This window comes from Lachnoclostridium phytofermentans, from assembly GCF_000733755.1.
GTDB lineage: Bacteria > Bacillota > Clostridia > Lachnospirales > Lachnospiraceae > Lachnoclostridium > Lachnoclostridium phytofermentans_A.
Window position 1 is genome coordinate 1,722,392 of the sequence record NZ_JPOF01000003.1, and the last position, 15,340, is coordinate 1,737,731.

A 15,340-nucleotide genomic window follows, 5' to 3' on the forward strand; every position below is an offset into this window, starting at 1 on the left:
AATAGGAAGTTACCATAGGAGAAACAAAATTAAATGAAAAAACAAATAGATTTATTAAGAACAGGATTCTGTGTATCTCAAAGATGTACGTTAAGGTGTAAGCTTTGTCTTGCTTTTATTCCTTATTATAAAGAGCCTAAGGATGTATCATATGAGGAAGCAGGTGTTATATTGAATCGCTATTTTGAGCTTGTTGACAGTGTGGGGGTGTTTACTGTGACCGGAGGAGAACCATTATTAAACCCTGATTTGTATGATATTATGAAGCTTCTATATACATATTCTGGGCAGATTACAAGATCAGTGGATTTTGTAACAAATGGAACTCTTGATATTCCAGAGGATATTCTGAAATTATTTGCTGAACATGCAAATCAAACTAGAGTTGTATTAAGTGATTATGGAGAATTGTCTACTAAAATACATGATATTGCACAGAAACTTGAGGAGAGGGAAATAACTTACCGAATCTCTAGCTTTCATGGTGATAACTTATATTTTGATGGATGGATAGACTTTAGAAATCATGAAAAAAAGATTTTTAATCTAGAGGATCGGGATAGTCATGGGGAAAAATGCATTCATAAGTCTGGAAAATATTATCTTATTAATGAAGGAGAGCTACATAATTGTTCACGTTCTTATTGGAGAATGAAACATGGAATTATCCCTAGGGTAGAAGGAGAGTTTATTTCACTTCTTGATGATATATCGATAGAGAGAAAGAAGGATAAGCTTAGACAAATGTTAAGTCAAAAAAGTGTAACCTCTTGCGGATATTGTATAGGGCTACGAAATGATGTTCCAAGGCATTATCCAGCAGAACAACTTAAATAAGGAGAAGACAATGGAAAATAAAAAGGTTGGTGTGATTATTCCCTGTTATAATCATGTAGATTTTGTAGAACAAGCTATTGATAGTGTATTAAACCAATCGTATCAGAGTTTTGATGTCTATATAGCAGATGATGCTTCATGTGATGGAACGAGAGAAAAACTAATACAATACGATGAGAAAGTTAGAGAAATTCATTTCTTTGATGAAAATCAAGGGGGACAGACTATGTTTCTTCTTAGTAGATTAGACAATGAATACACAGCTTTACTCAATTCAGATGATTTTTGGTATGAAAAAAAATTAGAGAAACAGATCCGTTATTTGGAGGAAAATCCAGATTGTGCCGCGTGTTTTACTTGGTGTGCTCAAGTTAATGAACATGGAGAAAGGGTAACAGGGATTGATGCATTTCAGCAAAATAACAGAAGCCCTGAAGAGTGGATGCGATTTTTTTATGAGAGAGGGAACTGTCTTGCCCATCCATCGATATTAATACGGACAGATATTTATAGGCAGCTGATTAATAACAATTATAAAGCGTTTCGACAGATACCAGATTTTCAGATGTGGGTAAAGTTAGTTCAAACAAAAAAGATACATATTATTGAGGAAGAACTAATGAGTTTTCGTTGGCATAATTCTGCAAGTGCTATTAATGTGAGTGCTGGGACAAAAGAAAACCTAGCTAGACACCAAAGTGAAGAGTGTTATATGTGGTATGAAACAATAGCAGAAATGGAACAAAGTTTCTTTATGACAGCCTTTCAAGATATGTTAATCAATAAACAACCACAAACCCCAGAAGAAATTCAATGTGAAAAGTTTTTTGTGCTAGTTAGAGCAAGAGAAGAGCTAAGTCGCCAAGCAGCAGTCTTTTATTTTTATGATATCTACAAAAATAAAAAAGTTCAGGAATGTTTTACGGAAAAATATAGCTTTAGTAAAAAAGATTTTTTTCAGTTAGAGACAGAGATAGGATGTGCAAAACTATTTTTAGCTGGGGAAGAAAGAAAGAGCATTATGCGTGAGATGGGTCAATGTATTATGGAAGCAAATCGTTAGGAGAACAGGTGGATAAGCAGAAATGGAGTACAATATGATAGAAAAACCTGTATATGTAACTCGTTCATCTTTGCCTACCTATGAGGATTATATTGAGATGATACGTCCAATATGGGATACTCATAAGTTAACGAATATGGGTGATTATCATAAAAGATTGGAGAGGGAGTTAAAAGACTTTTTAAGTGTTCCTAATATTTCACTTATGGTGAATGGACACATAGCATTAGAAATGATAATTCAGGCTATGGATTTTCCAGTGGGCAGTGAAATCATTACAACGCCTTATACTTTTGTATCTACAACCCATGCTATTATTAGAAATGGCATGATTCCTGTATTTTGTGATATAAAGCTTAGTGATTTTACTATAGATGAGGCTAAAATAGAGTCTCTAATAACGGATAAGACAGTTGCAATACTTCCCGTACATGTATATGGAAATGTATGCAACTATTTAGAGATTGATAATATCGCAAAGAGAAATAATCTAAAAGTTATCTATGATGCAGCTCATGCATTTGGTGAAACGATAGATGGAGTACCAGTAGAAAGTCTTGGAGATGCATCAGTGCTAAGTTTTCACGCCACCAAGGTTTTTAATACAATTGAAGGTGGAGCAATATGCTTTTGGAAAGATGATTTATATGAAAAACTATTTGATTTAAAGAATTTTGGAATACGCTCAGAAGAGGTTGTGGCTTCTGTTGGAGCAAATGGAAAAATGAATGAGTTCTGTGCAGCAATGGGGTTATGTAATTTAAAATATGTAAAGAAAGAGATCCAAAAAAGAGCTGAAAAGTCTTTTTATTATGATGAGCGATTAACAAGTAGAAGTGATATTAGATTACGAAAACAGAATTTGCGAATCAATTCTAATTATGGGTATTATCCGGTACTATTTTCTAGTGAAGAACATAGGAATAAAGTTTATGATAGATTAAGAGAACATAACATCTATGCTAGGAAATACTTTTATCCTATCACAGCAGATCAGCAGTGCTTTCAAGGGGTATACAAGAACCTAGATTTAAAGAATGCAAGATATGTATCCGAGAGGATATTAACTTTACCTCTATATTCTGATTTAGAAGAGACTGAGATAGAAAGAATATGCACACTGATAGTGAGCTAATATAAATGGACGAGTAGTTGCTCTAGTATAAATTACTCATTAAAAATAAAGTATGGGAAATGATAAGCGTTTTGGTGTAACTTTTCAAGTGGATCTACAAGATATGAACATGATACCAGATAATAGTTATAGTATGTGGATTTTCTCACATGTATTGGAACATGTACCAGATGACAGGAAAGCTTTGAGAGAACTACATAGAATATTAAAACCAAATGGAATAGAATTACTTTTAGTACCGTTAGACATAAATATGTTAGAAAAAGACGAGGAAATTGGTTGTTCAGAAGAAGAAAACTGGAGACGATTTGGTCAAGGGGATCATGTTAGAAAGTATGCGAAACAAGACGTTATGAAGCGAATTACTGAGAGTGGATTTTCATTAAAGTGCTTAGGTAAAGAATATTTTGGAGAACAGTTATTTAAAAAAAATGGTCTATCGGATACAGCTACACTTTATGTAGTTAGGAAGTAAAGGGCGAAAACAATGAACGAAAAGAAGATAGCATTTATTATCTGTGTTAACAATGAATTATATTATGAAGAGTGTTGTTGGTTTCTAAGTCAGTTGATATTACCAGCGGGATTTGAAATCGATATTATTGCTGTAAGAGAAGCAGATTCGATGACAGAAGCTTATAATGCAGCTATGGAAAGCACCGATGCAAAATATAAAGTGTATATGCATCAGGATGTTTTTATCTGTAATCAGAACTTTATTACTGATATGTTAAATGTATTTCAGGCAGAGGAACAGATTGGGATGCTTGGTCTAATTGGAGGGGTAAGACTTCCTAAAAACGGTGTTATATACAATGCTTGGAACTGCGGTAGAACGATTGCTTGCGATTGGTCATTGGCGGTAGATACCTGTTTTTATCAAAAAGAACCATATATACTTGTTGATGCCCTAGATGGAATGCTCTTAGCAACACAATATGATGTGAGATGGAGAGATGATATTTTAAAGCAGTGGGATTTTTATGACATCTCGCAATCTTTTGAGTTTATTAAAGCGGGCTATCAGATAGCAATTCCATATCAAGAAATTGCATGGGCTATTCATGACTGCGGTTATAGTAATCTAATCAATTATGATAAAAATAGAAAAATTATGTTTGAGGCTTATCCTGAGTTTTTTTCTGGAACATGGGAAGAGTATCCATTTAAGCATAGCTATGAGCTACAATCGCTAACCAAACAAGTCTATAAGGAAATTGAAATCTTAATTAATCAAGGCAGAATCAATGAGGCAGAAGGTCTCATAAATAGCTTTGAAGAGAATGGTATGGATAAAAATGTGCTATTGTTAAGGAACATTTTTACGATTTCAAAATTGGAGAGAGAATGTTTAAACGAATCCATGTTATTGCAAATGGATTTGTCAACATTAGATTTATTAGAACGATATACAAGGATTAAGTTTTATCTTCGAAGACTAGAGGTGGGAGAAAAAGCCGAGGTAAAAAATATTCTTATATGGATTAAGAAATATCAAATTTCTCCTATAGAAATTATGATTTCCATAATTACTAACCTAATTGATAGGAAAAAGGTTTTTGATTTGATTGTGAAGGCTTATCAATCTGAGAATAATTTTAGAAATGCAGAAATTATTATGTCTATGCAAAAAAAGATTGAAGAAGGTAAATTAAGTATTACAAAAAAGGATGAGGAATATATATCAAAAAGACAAAAAGAAGCAGAATACTGGTCAAATTACAAGGAGGATCCTGATAGAACTAGATGGTGGCAGTCACCTACTATAATTCAGCACTATAATAAAACGATATGTGGGAAAGAGATTGATGGATGGAATTCAGGACCTATCCAGTTGCTAAAAGACAAGAACTTAATACCTGCTGGAGGATTTGAAAGAGCTATTTCTATTGGATGTGGCAGTGCACAAAAAGAGATTCATCTAATAAAAGAAGGTATCGTGAAACACTTTACTTGTGTAGATATAGCGCAAGGAATGATTGAGAAGGGCAAAGAAAATGCTAAAAATCAAAGTGTAGAACACCAGATGGATTTTATATGTGGTGATATTTATACGATGGCAGATAAAAAAGAGTACTATGATTTGGTTTTCTGGGATAATAGTCTTCATCATATGCAAAGTGCAGATAATGCAATCAGGATTTCTTGTGAACTGTTAAATCCGGAGGGTTTACTTTTCTGTAATGATTTTATAGGGAACAGTAGATTCCAATGGACAGACATGCAAATGGCAATTGTTAATGGCATTCGTCTATACCTTACGGAAGAATATTTTGAGAGTAGGAATGGTAATAAATATCCCAGATTTTTATCTACACCAACACTACAGCAGATGATGAATACAGATCCATCTGAGGCAGCAGATTCGGAAAATATTATACCAGCAGTAAAAAAATACTTTAAAAATCCAACAATTATTAATACGGGAGGATTAGTTTATCATTTGTGCTTGGAAGATATTTTGCAGAATATGCCAGAAAAGAGTGAGATATTAATTCATATGCTAACGTTAGATAATCAGACTATAGATTTTGGTTTGAGTCTGTATGCATTTATTTTTGCTAAAAAGCTTTAGAATTAAAAATTAATCTATAGTAAAGATGTTAGATGCTTCTTTAGGGTTATTAAAGTTCAGGAATTAAAGAGATATCACTGATTATTAAAGGGAAAAAGCAGCACCTTGTTTATGTTAATTTATTAGAATTAGGCAGATGCATAGTTGTTGCAGCTGCCTTTTTTTGTAGGGCTATCTTTAATAAACCACCGGCTAGGCCGGTGGATCACAATGGCTTCTAGCATTTTCATAATAAAACTCCTTTGTTATAATAAGTGTGGGTCTCAAACCGCACTAAATATAACAAAGGAGGTATCCAATTGGATAAGAATACATTATCACATACAACATGGGAATGTAAATATCATATTGTTTTTGCACCGAAATTTAGAAGGCAGATAATTTATGGAAGTATAAAGGCAGATGTTGCAAATATACTAAGTACATTGTGTAAAAGGAAAGGTGTAGAAATTATAGAGGCTGAATGCTGCAAAGATCACGTGCATATGCTAGTTAGAATACCACCGAATATAAGCGTTTCGGAATTCATGGGGTATTTGAAGGGAAAAAGTTCATTGATGATATTTGATAGACATTCAAATTTAAATACAAATATGGAAATAGAAAATTCTGGTGTAGAGGATACTTTGTAGATACAGTTGGAAAAAATGCAAAGAAAATAGAAGAATACATCAGAAGCCAGTTGATGGATGACCAAGCAGAAGATCAACTAAGTTTGAAAGAATTTATTGACCCGTTCACGGGTGAGCCAGTAATAAAAGGCAAATAATAAACCCTTGTAAGGGTTAGCCAGAGAAAGTGGTGCGGTTGGGGCCTTTACTTTCGAAGGACCTTTGAGGTCCATGCCGGCAATAGCCCCTTACAGGGGCAGAGCAAACCACCAGTTCACACTGGTGGTGCTGATTAAGGAATGGTTGTAGTAGAGGGGGAAATTATAAGTGGATTATTCAGAATTAAAAAATCAGTTTGATTACCATATTAAGAGACATGACCTAGAAAGTTGTATAAAGTTATATGAAAAGATTGGTGAGGTAGAAAAATCTGATAAAAGAATGACAGCTTTTTCTGTAATTCTAAAAATAGCTCAATTAGAAACTGCAGAAAATCGAACAGGACTTTTTTGGAGAGAAGATTGTAAAGATTTCGATAGCCTTGTGAACCTTTATTACAAGATCAAGTTTTGCCTTAGAAGGATAGAATTTGGAATAGACCAAGGAATAAGCAAAGAGTTTTTTGAACTTGAGATTTCAAGATTTATGCTTCTTATGATGATTTCACTATTTAGCTATGATCGAAAAAGAATGGCTTTATTATTAGAAAAGTGTTACGAAGAGAATAGTGATTTTGAGATGGCTAAGGCCTTACACGCTCTTGTCAATTAGAGCAACTAACTTATATAGGGAGGAAAGATGAAGGAAAATAAAATCGCATTTATTAGTTGCTCTAATCAGAGGGAAATCCGGGAAGAGATCATCAAATACATAGAGAAGCTGAAACTTCCTATTGGAATAGAGAGAGAGCTCATTATTATTGATGACGCATTGTCAATGACAGAGGGTTATAATCGGGCAATGAGCAGAAGTGATGCTAAATATAAAATATATATGCACCATGATGTATTTATCATTAATCCACTATTGATAGAGGAAAGTATACGAATCTTTTCGGAAAACCCTCATATTGGAATATTAGGGGTGATTGGTTGTGAAAAACTCCCAAGAAATGGAATCTGGTGGGAGAGTGATAGTTGCATAGGTAAAACATTAGAGGATAATCTAGAGTGTCTTAAGCTTCTGGAACTAGGAGAAGTGAAAGAACCATATTGTGAGGTGCAGGCTTTAGATGGACAGTTTCTAATGACACAGTATGACATTATGTGGCGTGAAGATATTTGTCGGGGTTGGCATTTTTATGATACCTCACAGTGTCTTGAGTTTGCTAGGGCAGGGTATATAGCTGCGGTAGTACGTCAGGAATCACCATGGCTAATTCATGAGTGTGGAATGGATATTAATAGAGGATATGAAGAAGAAAGAGATAGATTTTTAAACGAATACAGATTACAAATAGAAAATCGTGATTTTTCCGTTGAAGAAAGAATAGGATTACTAATCAATACAGGAGCATTACAAGAAGCTAAGAGTTTGCTAGAGGAGTATAAAGAGAAAGTCTTTTATAACGATAATATGGCTATTTTTGAAGCTAGTTTACTTTTTGCGGAACAAAAAGAGTATGAAGCTTATTGTTGTATTGGAAAAGGACTTTCTTATAATTGTAGAAATTATGAACTGTATTTTATGCTTGGTAATTATTATAGGGAAAAGAATAAAAATCAGGCCTTTCTATGTTATGAAAATTCTGAATTTTTTTGTAATAATGAAGACAAAGAATATGTAAGAAGTGTGAAAGAAGAACTATTACTATCTGGAGAGATAGAGGTTCGTCCAGTATCTGTGATCATTTTATCTTATAATGGTATGGAACTTACCTCTCTTTGTATTGATAGCCTCTGTCAGAGCATGCCAAAAGAGGCAGGAGAACTAGTAATCATTGATAATGCATCAACAGATGGAAGCGCTATTTGGCTTCAGAATCTTAAGAAATCAGAAGAGACAAAGAATAATTCTACCAGAAGAAATCCTGTTATTAAGGTGATTTGCAATGAGGAAAACAAAGGGTTTCCTAGTGGTTGTAATCAAGGTATTCTTGCTGCAGAACCCGAGAATGATATCTTTTTACTAAATAATGATACGATAGTTCCACCGAATGCTTTGTTTTGGCTTCGAATGGGATTATATGAAAATGAAAAGATAGGCGCTGCAGGTAGTGTCAGCAATCATGCCAATAATGACCAGATGGTCACGGCAAAAAAGGGAAGTCCAGAAGCATGGTATAAATATGGGGAAGAGCATAACATACCTATGAAATACCCTTATGAAAAAAAAGCTTGGCTTATGGGGTTTGCTGTGATGTTTAAGCGTAAAGCGCTAGAAAAGGTTGGTTATTTGGATGAGAGATTCACGCCAGGAAATTATGAGGATAATGATATTGGTTACCGTTTTTTAAAGGAAGGTTATACGCAGCTTTTATGCAAAAATAGCTTCATATATCATTTTGGTAGTGTGGGATTTCGTAAAAACAAAAGAGCTTTTGATGAATTATTAAGCAGTAATCGTAAGAAGTTAATTGAGAAGCATGGAATGGAAATTGACAGCTTTAGTTGGGTGCGTACAGATTTACTTAAATTAATAGAAGAAGAACCTTTCTCTAGACTTCGAATTTTAGATGTTGGATGTGGTTTAGGAGCAACAATTGCTAAAGCTGAGAGTTTATTTCCAAATAGTGAGGTAATTGGTATTGAAAAGGAACCAGAGGTTGTTAGGATTGGAAACAATCTAGCGAGAATAATAAAGGGAGATATCGAAACGATGGAGCTTCCTTTTGAAGAAAGTAGATTTGATTATATCCTGTTAGGTAATGTTTTGGAACATTTGAAGAATCCTCCGGAAGTATTGAAGCGGCTATATCGATATGTGAAAAAACCAGGTTCTATAATCATTAGTTTTTCGAAACATTATAGGAAAAATGGTGTTATGAGAACTGTAAAAAAAGAGGAGCTAGAGAAAATGCTTCCGAACAATAAGGAATTAAAGGTAATTTGGATAAAAGAGGAGGTAAATGAGGAAAAACCAGATTATATTATAAAGGTACAATTAATAAATAGTAAATAATATAACATTAGAGCTTGATTCATAAGGGATATAAAAATGAAGAGTGGAGGTTATCAATGATTACAATGTTTAATCGCAGAGAGTTATATACTACATTTTCAATGAAAGAGCAAGCCAATATAAGAGAAATACTTACAGGGAATAACATTGATTATGTCGTAAAGACGATAAATCGAAATAGCCCGTCTGCATTGTCAGACACAAGGGCTAGAACAGGAACATTTGGTCAGAATAAGGATTATGAGTACGAGTATATTATCTATGTTCCTAAAGCTATGTTAAATGAAGCAAAAGAGTTAATCGGAAAAATCTCGAAATAAACAATGATAGTACTAAACAATAAGAGGAATTAACAATGGAAGAGAGTAATATAAGTATGGAAAACAGTAGGGCAATACAACTTCGCCCTTACCAACCAGTCGATTGTAAGGAGATATCAGAACTCTTTTATCAAACAGTACACCATATCAATGTAAAGGATTACTCCCTGGAACAAAGAATGGTATGGGCGAATGGAAAGGTAAATCTAAAGGAATGGAATGACTCTTTTTTAAACCATTACACCTTAGTTGCTACCGATGGATCTTCGATTCTTGGATTTTCAGATATTGATGCTACAGGGTATCTTGATCGTCTTTATATTCATAAAGATTACCAGGGGTTAGGAATTGCTACTAGACTATGTGATGCGTTAGAAGCACAAGCCTTTACAAATGGAAGTAAGGAGATAACGACACATGCTTCTATTACCGCAAAGCCTTTCTTTCTTAAGCGAGGCTATCAAGTTGTAAAAGAGCAGCAGGTGATAAGAGGGGGAGTCTCTTTGACTAACTATGTTATGATATTAGAGAAAGAAAAATCAGAATATAACAAAGAATTTATAAATAACTAGATTTATTTTCTTAATATTTAGCCGAGAGAGAATTTGTTTCTATTTCGTGAATGATCCAAAATTGTAAATGTTTGCTCTGATTACCGGGAAGGAATCTTTCCATTCTCTATTGTAGAATGTTGAAACAGAGAATGGAAGAAGGTAAGTAAATATACCAAGCTTCTAGTTGAATCTATCTAGGAAAGAAGGAGTAGAAGATGAAATACAAAAAGGCAACTTTATCCATGTCTAAATCTGTCATTTTTTACGGGTGTAAAATATAAAGTATAGGTAACGGTTGGCACTTTTACTAAAAACATTTTTAAATTGATATAAACTTTGTGCACACTTAAGTGTTCCCTCATGCTATACTAATAATCGTAAACCCCAATACATTATATAGTTTTTGCTACACCCCATAAGTAACAAAAATACCTTCTCCGAAAAGGACAGCACCCGTGAAGCTGTCCTTTTTACTTTGTAAGAAATCGTCCATTAATGGCTTGTTTCCGAGATTTGTGCGGATGGTTTTTATTGTAATTGGGTTAATTATCAGTTAAAATAAGCTTACAATGTTGTGCAAGGGCTTATTGGAGTGATGGTAAAAATCATGTGGAATGACGGACAGGTTATGGAAGAAAAAATAGAAGAGATACAGTTAGAAGAAGCCCCTTTTTGCAAAGAGGCTGTTTTTAGTGATGGAACCATATTATATCGAAGTCCACAAGAGCCAAATCTTTTCGAACAGGTGAAGATTCGTATTCGAGTGAAGCATAACGACGTAAATGGAATATGGTTGATTAATAATAATCAAAAACTTCCTATGAAACTTTGGCTGGTGGAAGCGCTGTTTGATTATTATGAGGTAGCATTTGAGGTAAGGGAAGATCGAGAATCTTATTATTTTGAGTTGGTAAAAGGTGATAAGACGTATTTTTATGACGCTGCTGGTGTAACGGAAGAGATAGCACCAGAAAAAGAATTTACTATACTTGCTGGATATAAGACACCTGACTGGGCAAAGGGTGCTGTATTCTATCAGATATTCGTTGACCGTTTCTATAATGGAGATGTGTCAAATGACGTACTAGACAATGAGTATCATTACATAGGGGGAAGTACAGCACGGGTGTTAGACTGGAATAAGTACCCGGCTGTCAATGGCGTGAGAGAATTTTACGGTGGAGATCTGGCCGGTATAATAAAAAAATTAGATTATTTAGAGGATCTAGGGATTGATGCAATCTATATGAATCCTATTTTTGTCTCGCCTTCTAATCATAAATATGATATACAAGACTACGATTTCGTAGATCCACATTATGGAGTTATCAAACAGGATGAAGGTGAGGTGCTTAACATAGCAACTCAGAGCAACAAGGAGGCAACTAGATATATTAAAAGGGTAACAGACTTAGAAAATCTTGAAGCCTCGAATCAGTTATTTCAAAGCTTAGTAGAAGAGGCACACAAGCGTGGAATAAAGATAATTCTTGACGGAGTTTTTAATCATTGTGGTTCTTTTAATAAGTGGCTGGATCGAGAATTAATTTATGAAGATGCGAAAGGTTTTGAAAAAGGAGCATTTGTTTCAAATGAAAGTCCTTATCATACCTTCTTTCAGTTTCGAAAAGATTCCTGGCCTTATAATACTTCCTATGACGGTTGGTGGGGGTATGATACTCTTCCGAAGTTAAACTATGAAAAATCTGAAAAGTTACGAGAGTATATTATGGAGATCGCTAGAAAATGGGTGTCACCGCCATTTTCTGTGGATGGCTGGAGACTTGATGTAGCGGCTGATTTAGGCTATACCGTAGAATATAATCATTGTTTCTGGAAGGAGTTTCGAAAGGCGGTGAAAGAAGCCAATCCAGAAGCGCTTATCTTAGCAGAGCACTATGGAGATCCATCGGAATGGCTAAAGGGTGATGAATGGGATTCTGTCATGAACTACGATGCCTTTATGGAGCCTGTGACTTGGTTTTTTACAGGTATGGAAAAGCATAGTGATCAATATCGTGAGGATATGTTATCCAATCACAGCAATTTTATCAATGCTATGAATCATTATATGGGAAAATTCCAAACGCAATCACTACAAGTAGCTATGAATGAGCTTTCCAATCATGATCATTCGAGGTTCCTAACAAGAACGAATCGAAAGGTTGGTAGAACGAATAGTGTAGGGGCTCATTTGGCGGAAGCTGGAATTCAAATGTCAGTGATGAGAGAAGCAGTTGTGCTTCAGATGACGTGGCCAGGAGCTCCGACCATCTATTATGGCGACGAAGCTGGATTATGTGGGTGGACTGACCCGGACAATCGAAGAACCTATCCTTGGGGAAATGAGAATAAGGAGTTAATTCGTCTTCATAAGGAACTAATACGATTACGGAAATCATATCAAGCATTGAAAGTTGGTTCTTTGAAGTTCTTAACTTCCTTTCATGGAGTGGTAAGTTATGGTCGATTTGATTTAGAAGATCAGTTTTTAATTCTATTGAATAACAATGATTACGAAGTGACAGTTTCTGTACCAGTTTGGGAAATTGGTGTTCCATATAATTACCCAATGGTCCGTATGTTTGCAACGGATGATTCTGGATTTGCTGTGGATGCCAAGGTGTATTATCCTGACCAAGGAGATTTAAGGTTAAAATTAAAAGCTCACTCTAGTTTAATAGCAAAAAATTATCCAAAGAGACTGATGTATCTAAAGCAAGAAGTATAGTATAGAGAAAGTTCATCATTTTCTTTACGTAACCCGAATGTATGATATTTCCTACTTTTGCCACTTATAAAATAATTAATTTTTTTTCAATAAAGGCTTGTACAATTAAAACAATTGTGCTATAATCAATCCTTGTCAGTACTATGGATGGGTTCCCGAGTGGCCAAAGGGGGCAGACTGTAAATCTGTTAGCAACGCTTTCGAAGGTTCGAATCCTTCTCCATCCACTTAGCCGGCGTGGCGGAACTGGCAGACGCACAGGACTTAAAATCCTGCGGGACTAATCTCCCGTACCGGTTCGATTCCGGTCGCCGGCATCTACTAACTGACAGTAGAGCTTAATTATTAGATTTTGAAGTAATAACATATCAGTTACAACTATGAGATATATGTATCTCGAACATAATTCACATGCGGGTGTAGTTCAATGGTAGAACACTAGCCTTCCAAGCTAGATACGTGGGTTCGATTCCCATCACCCGCTTTTTTTGTACGCAAAAATACCAGAAAGGAGCCAACTATGAAAATCTTATTAACTGCAATCAATGCAAAATACATCCACTCGAATCCTGCAATATACTACTTAAAGAGTTATGCAAATGAGTATAGAGATTACATCGAGTTAGCAGAATATACAATCAATCAATACACAGACGATATTCTGCAAAGTATCTACCGAAAGAAACCAACGATGTTAGCATTTTCCTGTTATATCTGGAACATTAGTATGGTAGAAGAAATCATTCGTGAATACCGTAAGCTAGATGAAAGTGTTAAGATATGGCTTGGTGGACCTGAAGTAAGCTATGACCCAGAGGAATGTCTAAAGCGACTTCCTGAAATAGATGGTGTTATGATTGGTGAAGGGGAGGCTACCTTTACGGAATTAGCTGAGTATTATTTTCAACTTGAGAATAGTTTTCTACATTCAAGGAATGTAGAAACAGCAGATATAGACATCAAATGTGACGAAGATACTCCTAAGGTTCTTTCTAGCAACAACGAGAAAGATGCAAGAAAGCTACTATCAGAGATTGCAGGTATTGCATACCGTACGGAGAATGGAGAGGTTATTGTAACAAAGGCTCGTAAACCGATGGATTTCACAAGACTTCCCTTCCTATATCAAGAGGCGATGGAGTTATCTGAGTTTTCTAACCGTATCATTTATTATGAGACCAGCAGAGGCTGTCCATTTTCTTGTAGTTATTGCCTTAGCTCAATCGATAAGAGAGTACGCTTTCGAGATATTGATTTGGTATGTCAGGAGCTTCGTTTATTCTTAGATAAGAAAGTAGCGCAGGTTAAATTTATTGACCGTACTTTTAATTGTAAAAAATCTCATGCAATGGCAATCTGGCAATTTATAAAAGAGCATGATAATGGGATTACGAATTTTCACTTTGAGATAGCAGCAGATATCTTAGATGAAGAACAACTATCATTATTAGAAACTCTTCGTCCGGGATTAATACAATTAGAAATAGGTGTGCAATCAACAAACAATAAGACAATTGATGCAATCAATCGTCGGATGGACTTAAACAAGGTAAGTGAGAATGTAGCCAGAATTAAAAATGCGGAGAACATCCATCAACACTTAGATTTAATTGCAGGACTACCGTATGAAGATTATAATAGCTTTGGGAACTCATTTAATGAAGTATATGCGATGAAGCCTGATCAGTTGCAACTTGGTTTCTTAAAGGTATTAAAGGGTTCCTACATGGAGGAAGTATGCAAGGAATATGGTATCGTATATAAAGCGAAACCACCTTATGAGGTGTTATATACGAAGTGGCTTTCTTATGTTGATGTCATTCGTTTAAAAGGGGTAGAAGAAATGACCGAAGTATATTACAACAGCGGGCAATTTAAAAATACCCTTGCATTTTTAGAACATTTTATTTCATCACCTTTTGCTTTTTTCGAAGACCTTGCGAGGTACTACGATAACTCTGGACTATTTGGATTAAATCATAACCGAATTCGCAGATATGAGATTTTGCTTGATTTTATAGAAGAGTGTTTTGATACCAAGATTGTCTCAGTAGCAAAGCAGATTATGATATTTGACTTATATCACAGAGAGCGTTTAAAGACGAGACCGTCTTTTGCACCATATCCGGAGGAGTACAAAAAGGTATTCAAAGCTTATATGACTTCACAAGGAACGAGTAAAAAAGGCGAACAGATACACTTAGAGCACTTTGATTATGATATAGTAGAAGCAGTTTTTAGTGGAGATATCGTAAAAAAAGACCTTTTTATAAAATTTGATTATCAAAAGAAATCAATGCTTCATGGAGAAGCAGAGTTTACCATCCTTACGGAAAAGGAAATTGACACTGTGAACATGTAGAGTAAACTAGCCGGGGTATTTGGCTGAAAGGA

Annotated in this window: 11 protein-coding genes, 3 tRNA genes and 1 pseudogene; all 15 read left to right on the forward strand. The window is 35.0% G+C overall.

What is annotated here, in order from left to right; genetic code table 11:
• Nucleotides 1-33 precede the first annotated feature (33 nt).
• The 15 genes and pseudogenes from CC92_RS0113060 to CC92_RS0113130 all read left to right on the forward strand — a co-directional run bounded on the left by CC92_RS0113060 (nucleotide 34) and on the right by CC92_RS0113130 (nucleotide 15,308).
• Complete coding sequence (locus CC92_RS0113060; RefSeq protein WP_029502470.1) at nucleotides 34-837, forward strand: radical SAM protein; 804 nt, start codon at nucleotides 34-36, stop codon at nucleotides 835-837.
• Between the two features lie 10 nt (nucleotides 838-847).
• On the forward strand, nucleotides 848-1,900 hold the full coding sequence (locus tag CC92_RS21715; protein WP_051650670.1) for a glycosyltransferase: 1,053 nt from the start codon (nucleotides 848-850) through the stop codon (nucleotides 1,898-1,900).
• 34 nt (nucleotides 1,901-1,934) lie between these two features.
• On the forward strand, nucleotides 1,935-3,035 hold the full coding sequence (locus CC92_RS0113070) for a DegT/DnrJ/EryC1/StrS family aminotransferase (protein ID WP_029502468.1): 1,101 nt from the start codon (nucleotides 1,935-1,937) through the stop codon (nucleotides 3,033-3,035).
• A 52-nt stretch (nucleotides 3,036-3,087) separates the two neighbouring features.
• A complete protein-coding gene (locus CC92_RS0113075; RefSeq protein WP_051650669.1) occupies nucleotides 3,088-3,510 on the forward strand; it encodes a methyltransferase domain-containing protein in 423 nt (140 codons plus the stop codon).
• A 12-nt stretch (nucleotides 3,511-3,522) separates the two neighbouring features.
• Nucleotides 3,523-5,610, forward strand: a complete 2,088-nt coding sequence (locus CC92_RS21720; protein ID WP_051650668.1) for a glycosyltransferase — start codon at nucleotides 3,523-3,525, stop codon at nucleotides 5,608-5,610.
• A 299-nt stretch (nucleotides 5,611-5,909) separates the two neighbouring features.
• Nucleotides 5,910-6,379: pseudogene (gene tnpA / locus CC92_RS20995) on the forward strand (IS200/IS605 family transposase).
• A 169-nt stretch (nucleotides 6,380-6,548) separates the two neighbouring features.
• Nucleotides 6,549-6,992: a hypothetical protein gene (locus CC92_RS0113090; protein WP_029502465.1), complete on the forward strand. Its 444-nt coding sequence runs from the start codon at nucleotides 6,549-6,551 to the stop codon at nucleotides 6,990-6,992.
• Between the two features lie 27 nt (nucleotides 6,993-7,019).
• Complete coding sequence (locus CC92_RS21725) at nucleotides 7,020-9,341, forward strand: glycosyltransferase (RefSeq protein WP_051650667.1); 2,322 nt, start codon at nucleotides 7,020-7,022, stop codon at nucleotides 9,339-9,341.
• A 56-nt stretch (nucleotides 9,342-9,397) separates the two neighbouring features.
• Entirely contained in the window at nucleotides 9,398-9,661 is a 264-nt protein-coding gene (locus CC92_RS0113100) for a hypothetical protein (protein WP_029502463.1), read from the forward strand.
• Nucleotides 9,662-9,696: 35 nt separating this feature from the next.
• Nucleotides 9,697-10,233: a GNAT family N-acetyltransferase gene (locus CC92_RS0113105; RefSeq protein WP_242841328.1), complete on the forward strand. Its 537-nt coding sequence runs from the start codon at nucleotides 9,697-9,699 to the stop codon at nucleotides 10,231-10,233.
• Nucleotides 10,234-10,843: 610 nt separating this feature from the next.
• On the forward strand, nucleotides 10,844-12,946 hold the full coding sequence (locus CC92_RS0113110) for a glycoside hydrolase family 13 protein (RefSeq protein ID WP_051650955.1): 2,103 nt from the start codon (nucleotides 10,844-10,846) through the stop codon (nucleotides 12,944-12,946).
• Between the two features lie 145 nt (nucleotides 12,947-13,091).
• Nucleotides 13,092-13,173, forward strand: a tRNA-Tyr gene (locus tag CC92_RS0113115).
• 4 nt (nucleotides 13,174-13,177) lie between these two features.
• Nucleotides 13,178-13,263 (forward strand) — tRNA-Leu (locus CC92_RS0113120).
• 96 nt (nucleotides 13,264-13,359) lie between these two features.
• Nucleotides 13,360-13,430: transfer RNA gene (locus tag CC92_RS0113125), tRNA-Gly, on the forward strand.
• A gap of 36 nt (nucleotides 13,431-13,466) precedes the next feature.
• Nucleotides 13,467-15,308, forward strand: coding sequence for a B12-binding domain-containing radical SAM protein (locus tag CC92_RS0113130; RefSeq protein ID WP_029502460.1), 1,842 nt, complete (start codon nucleotides 13,467-13,469; stop codon nucleotides 15,306-15,308).
• Nucleotides 15,309-15,340: the final 32 nt, after the last annotated feature.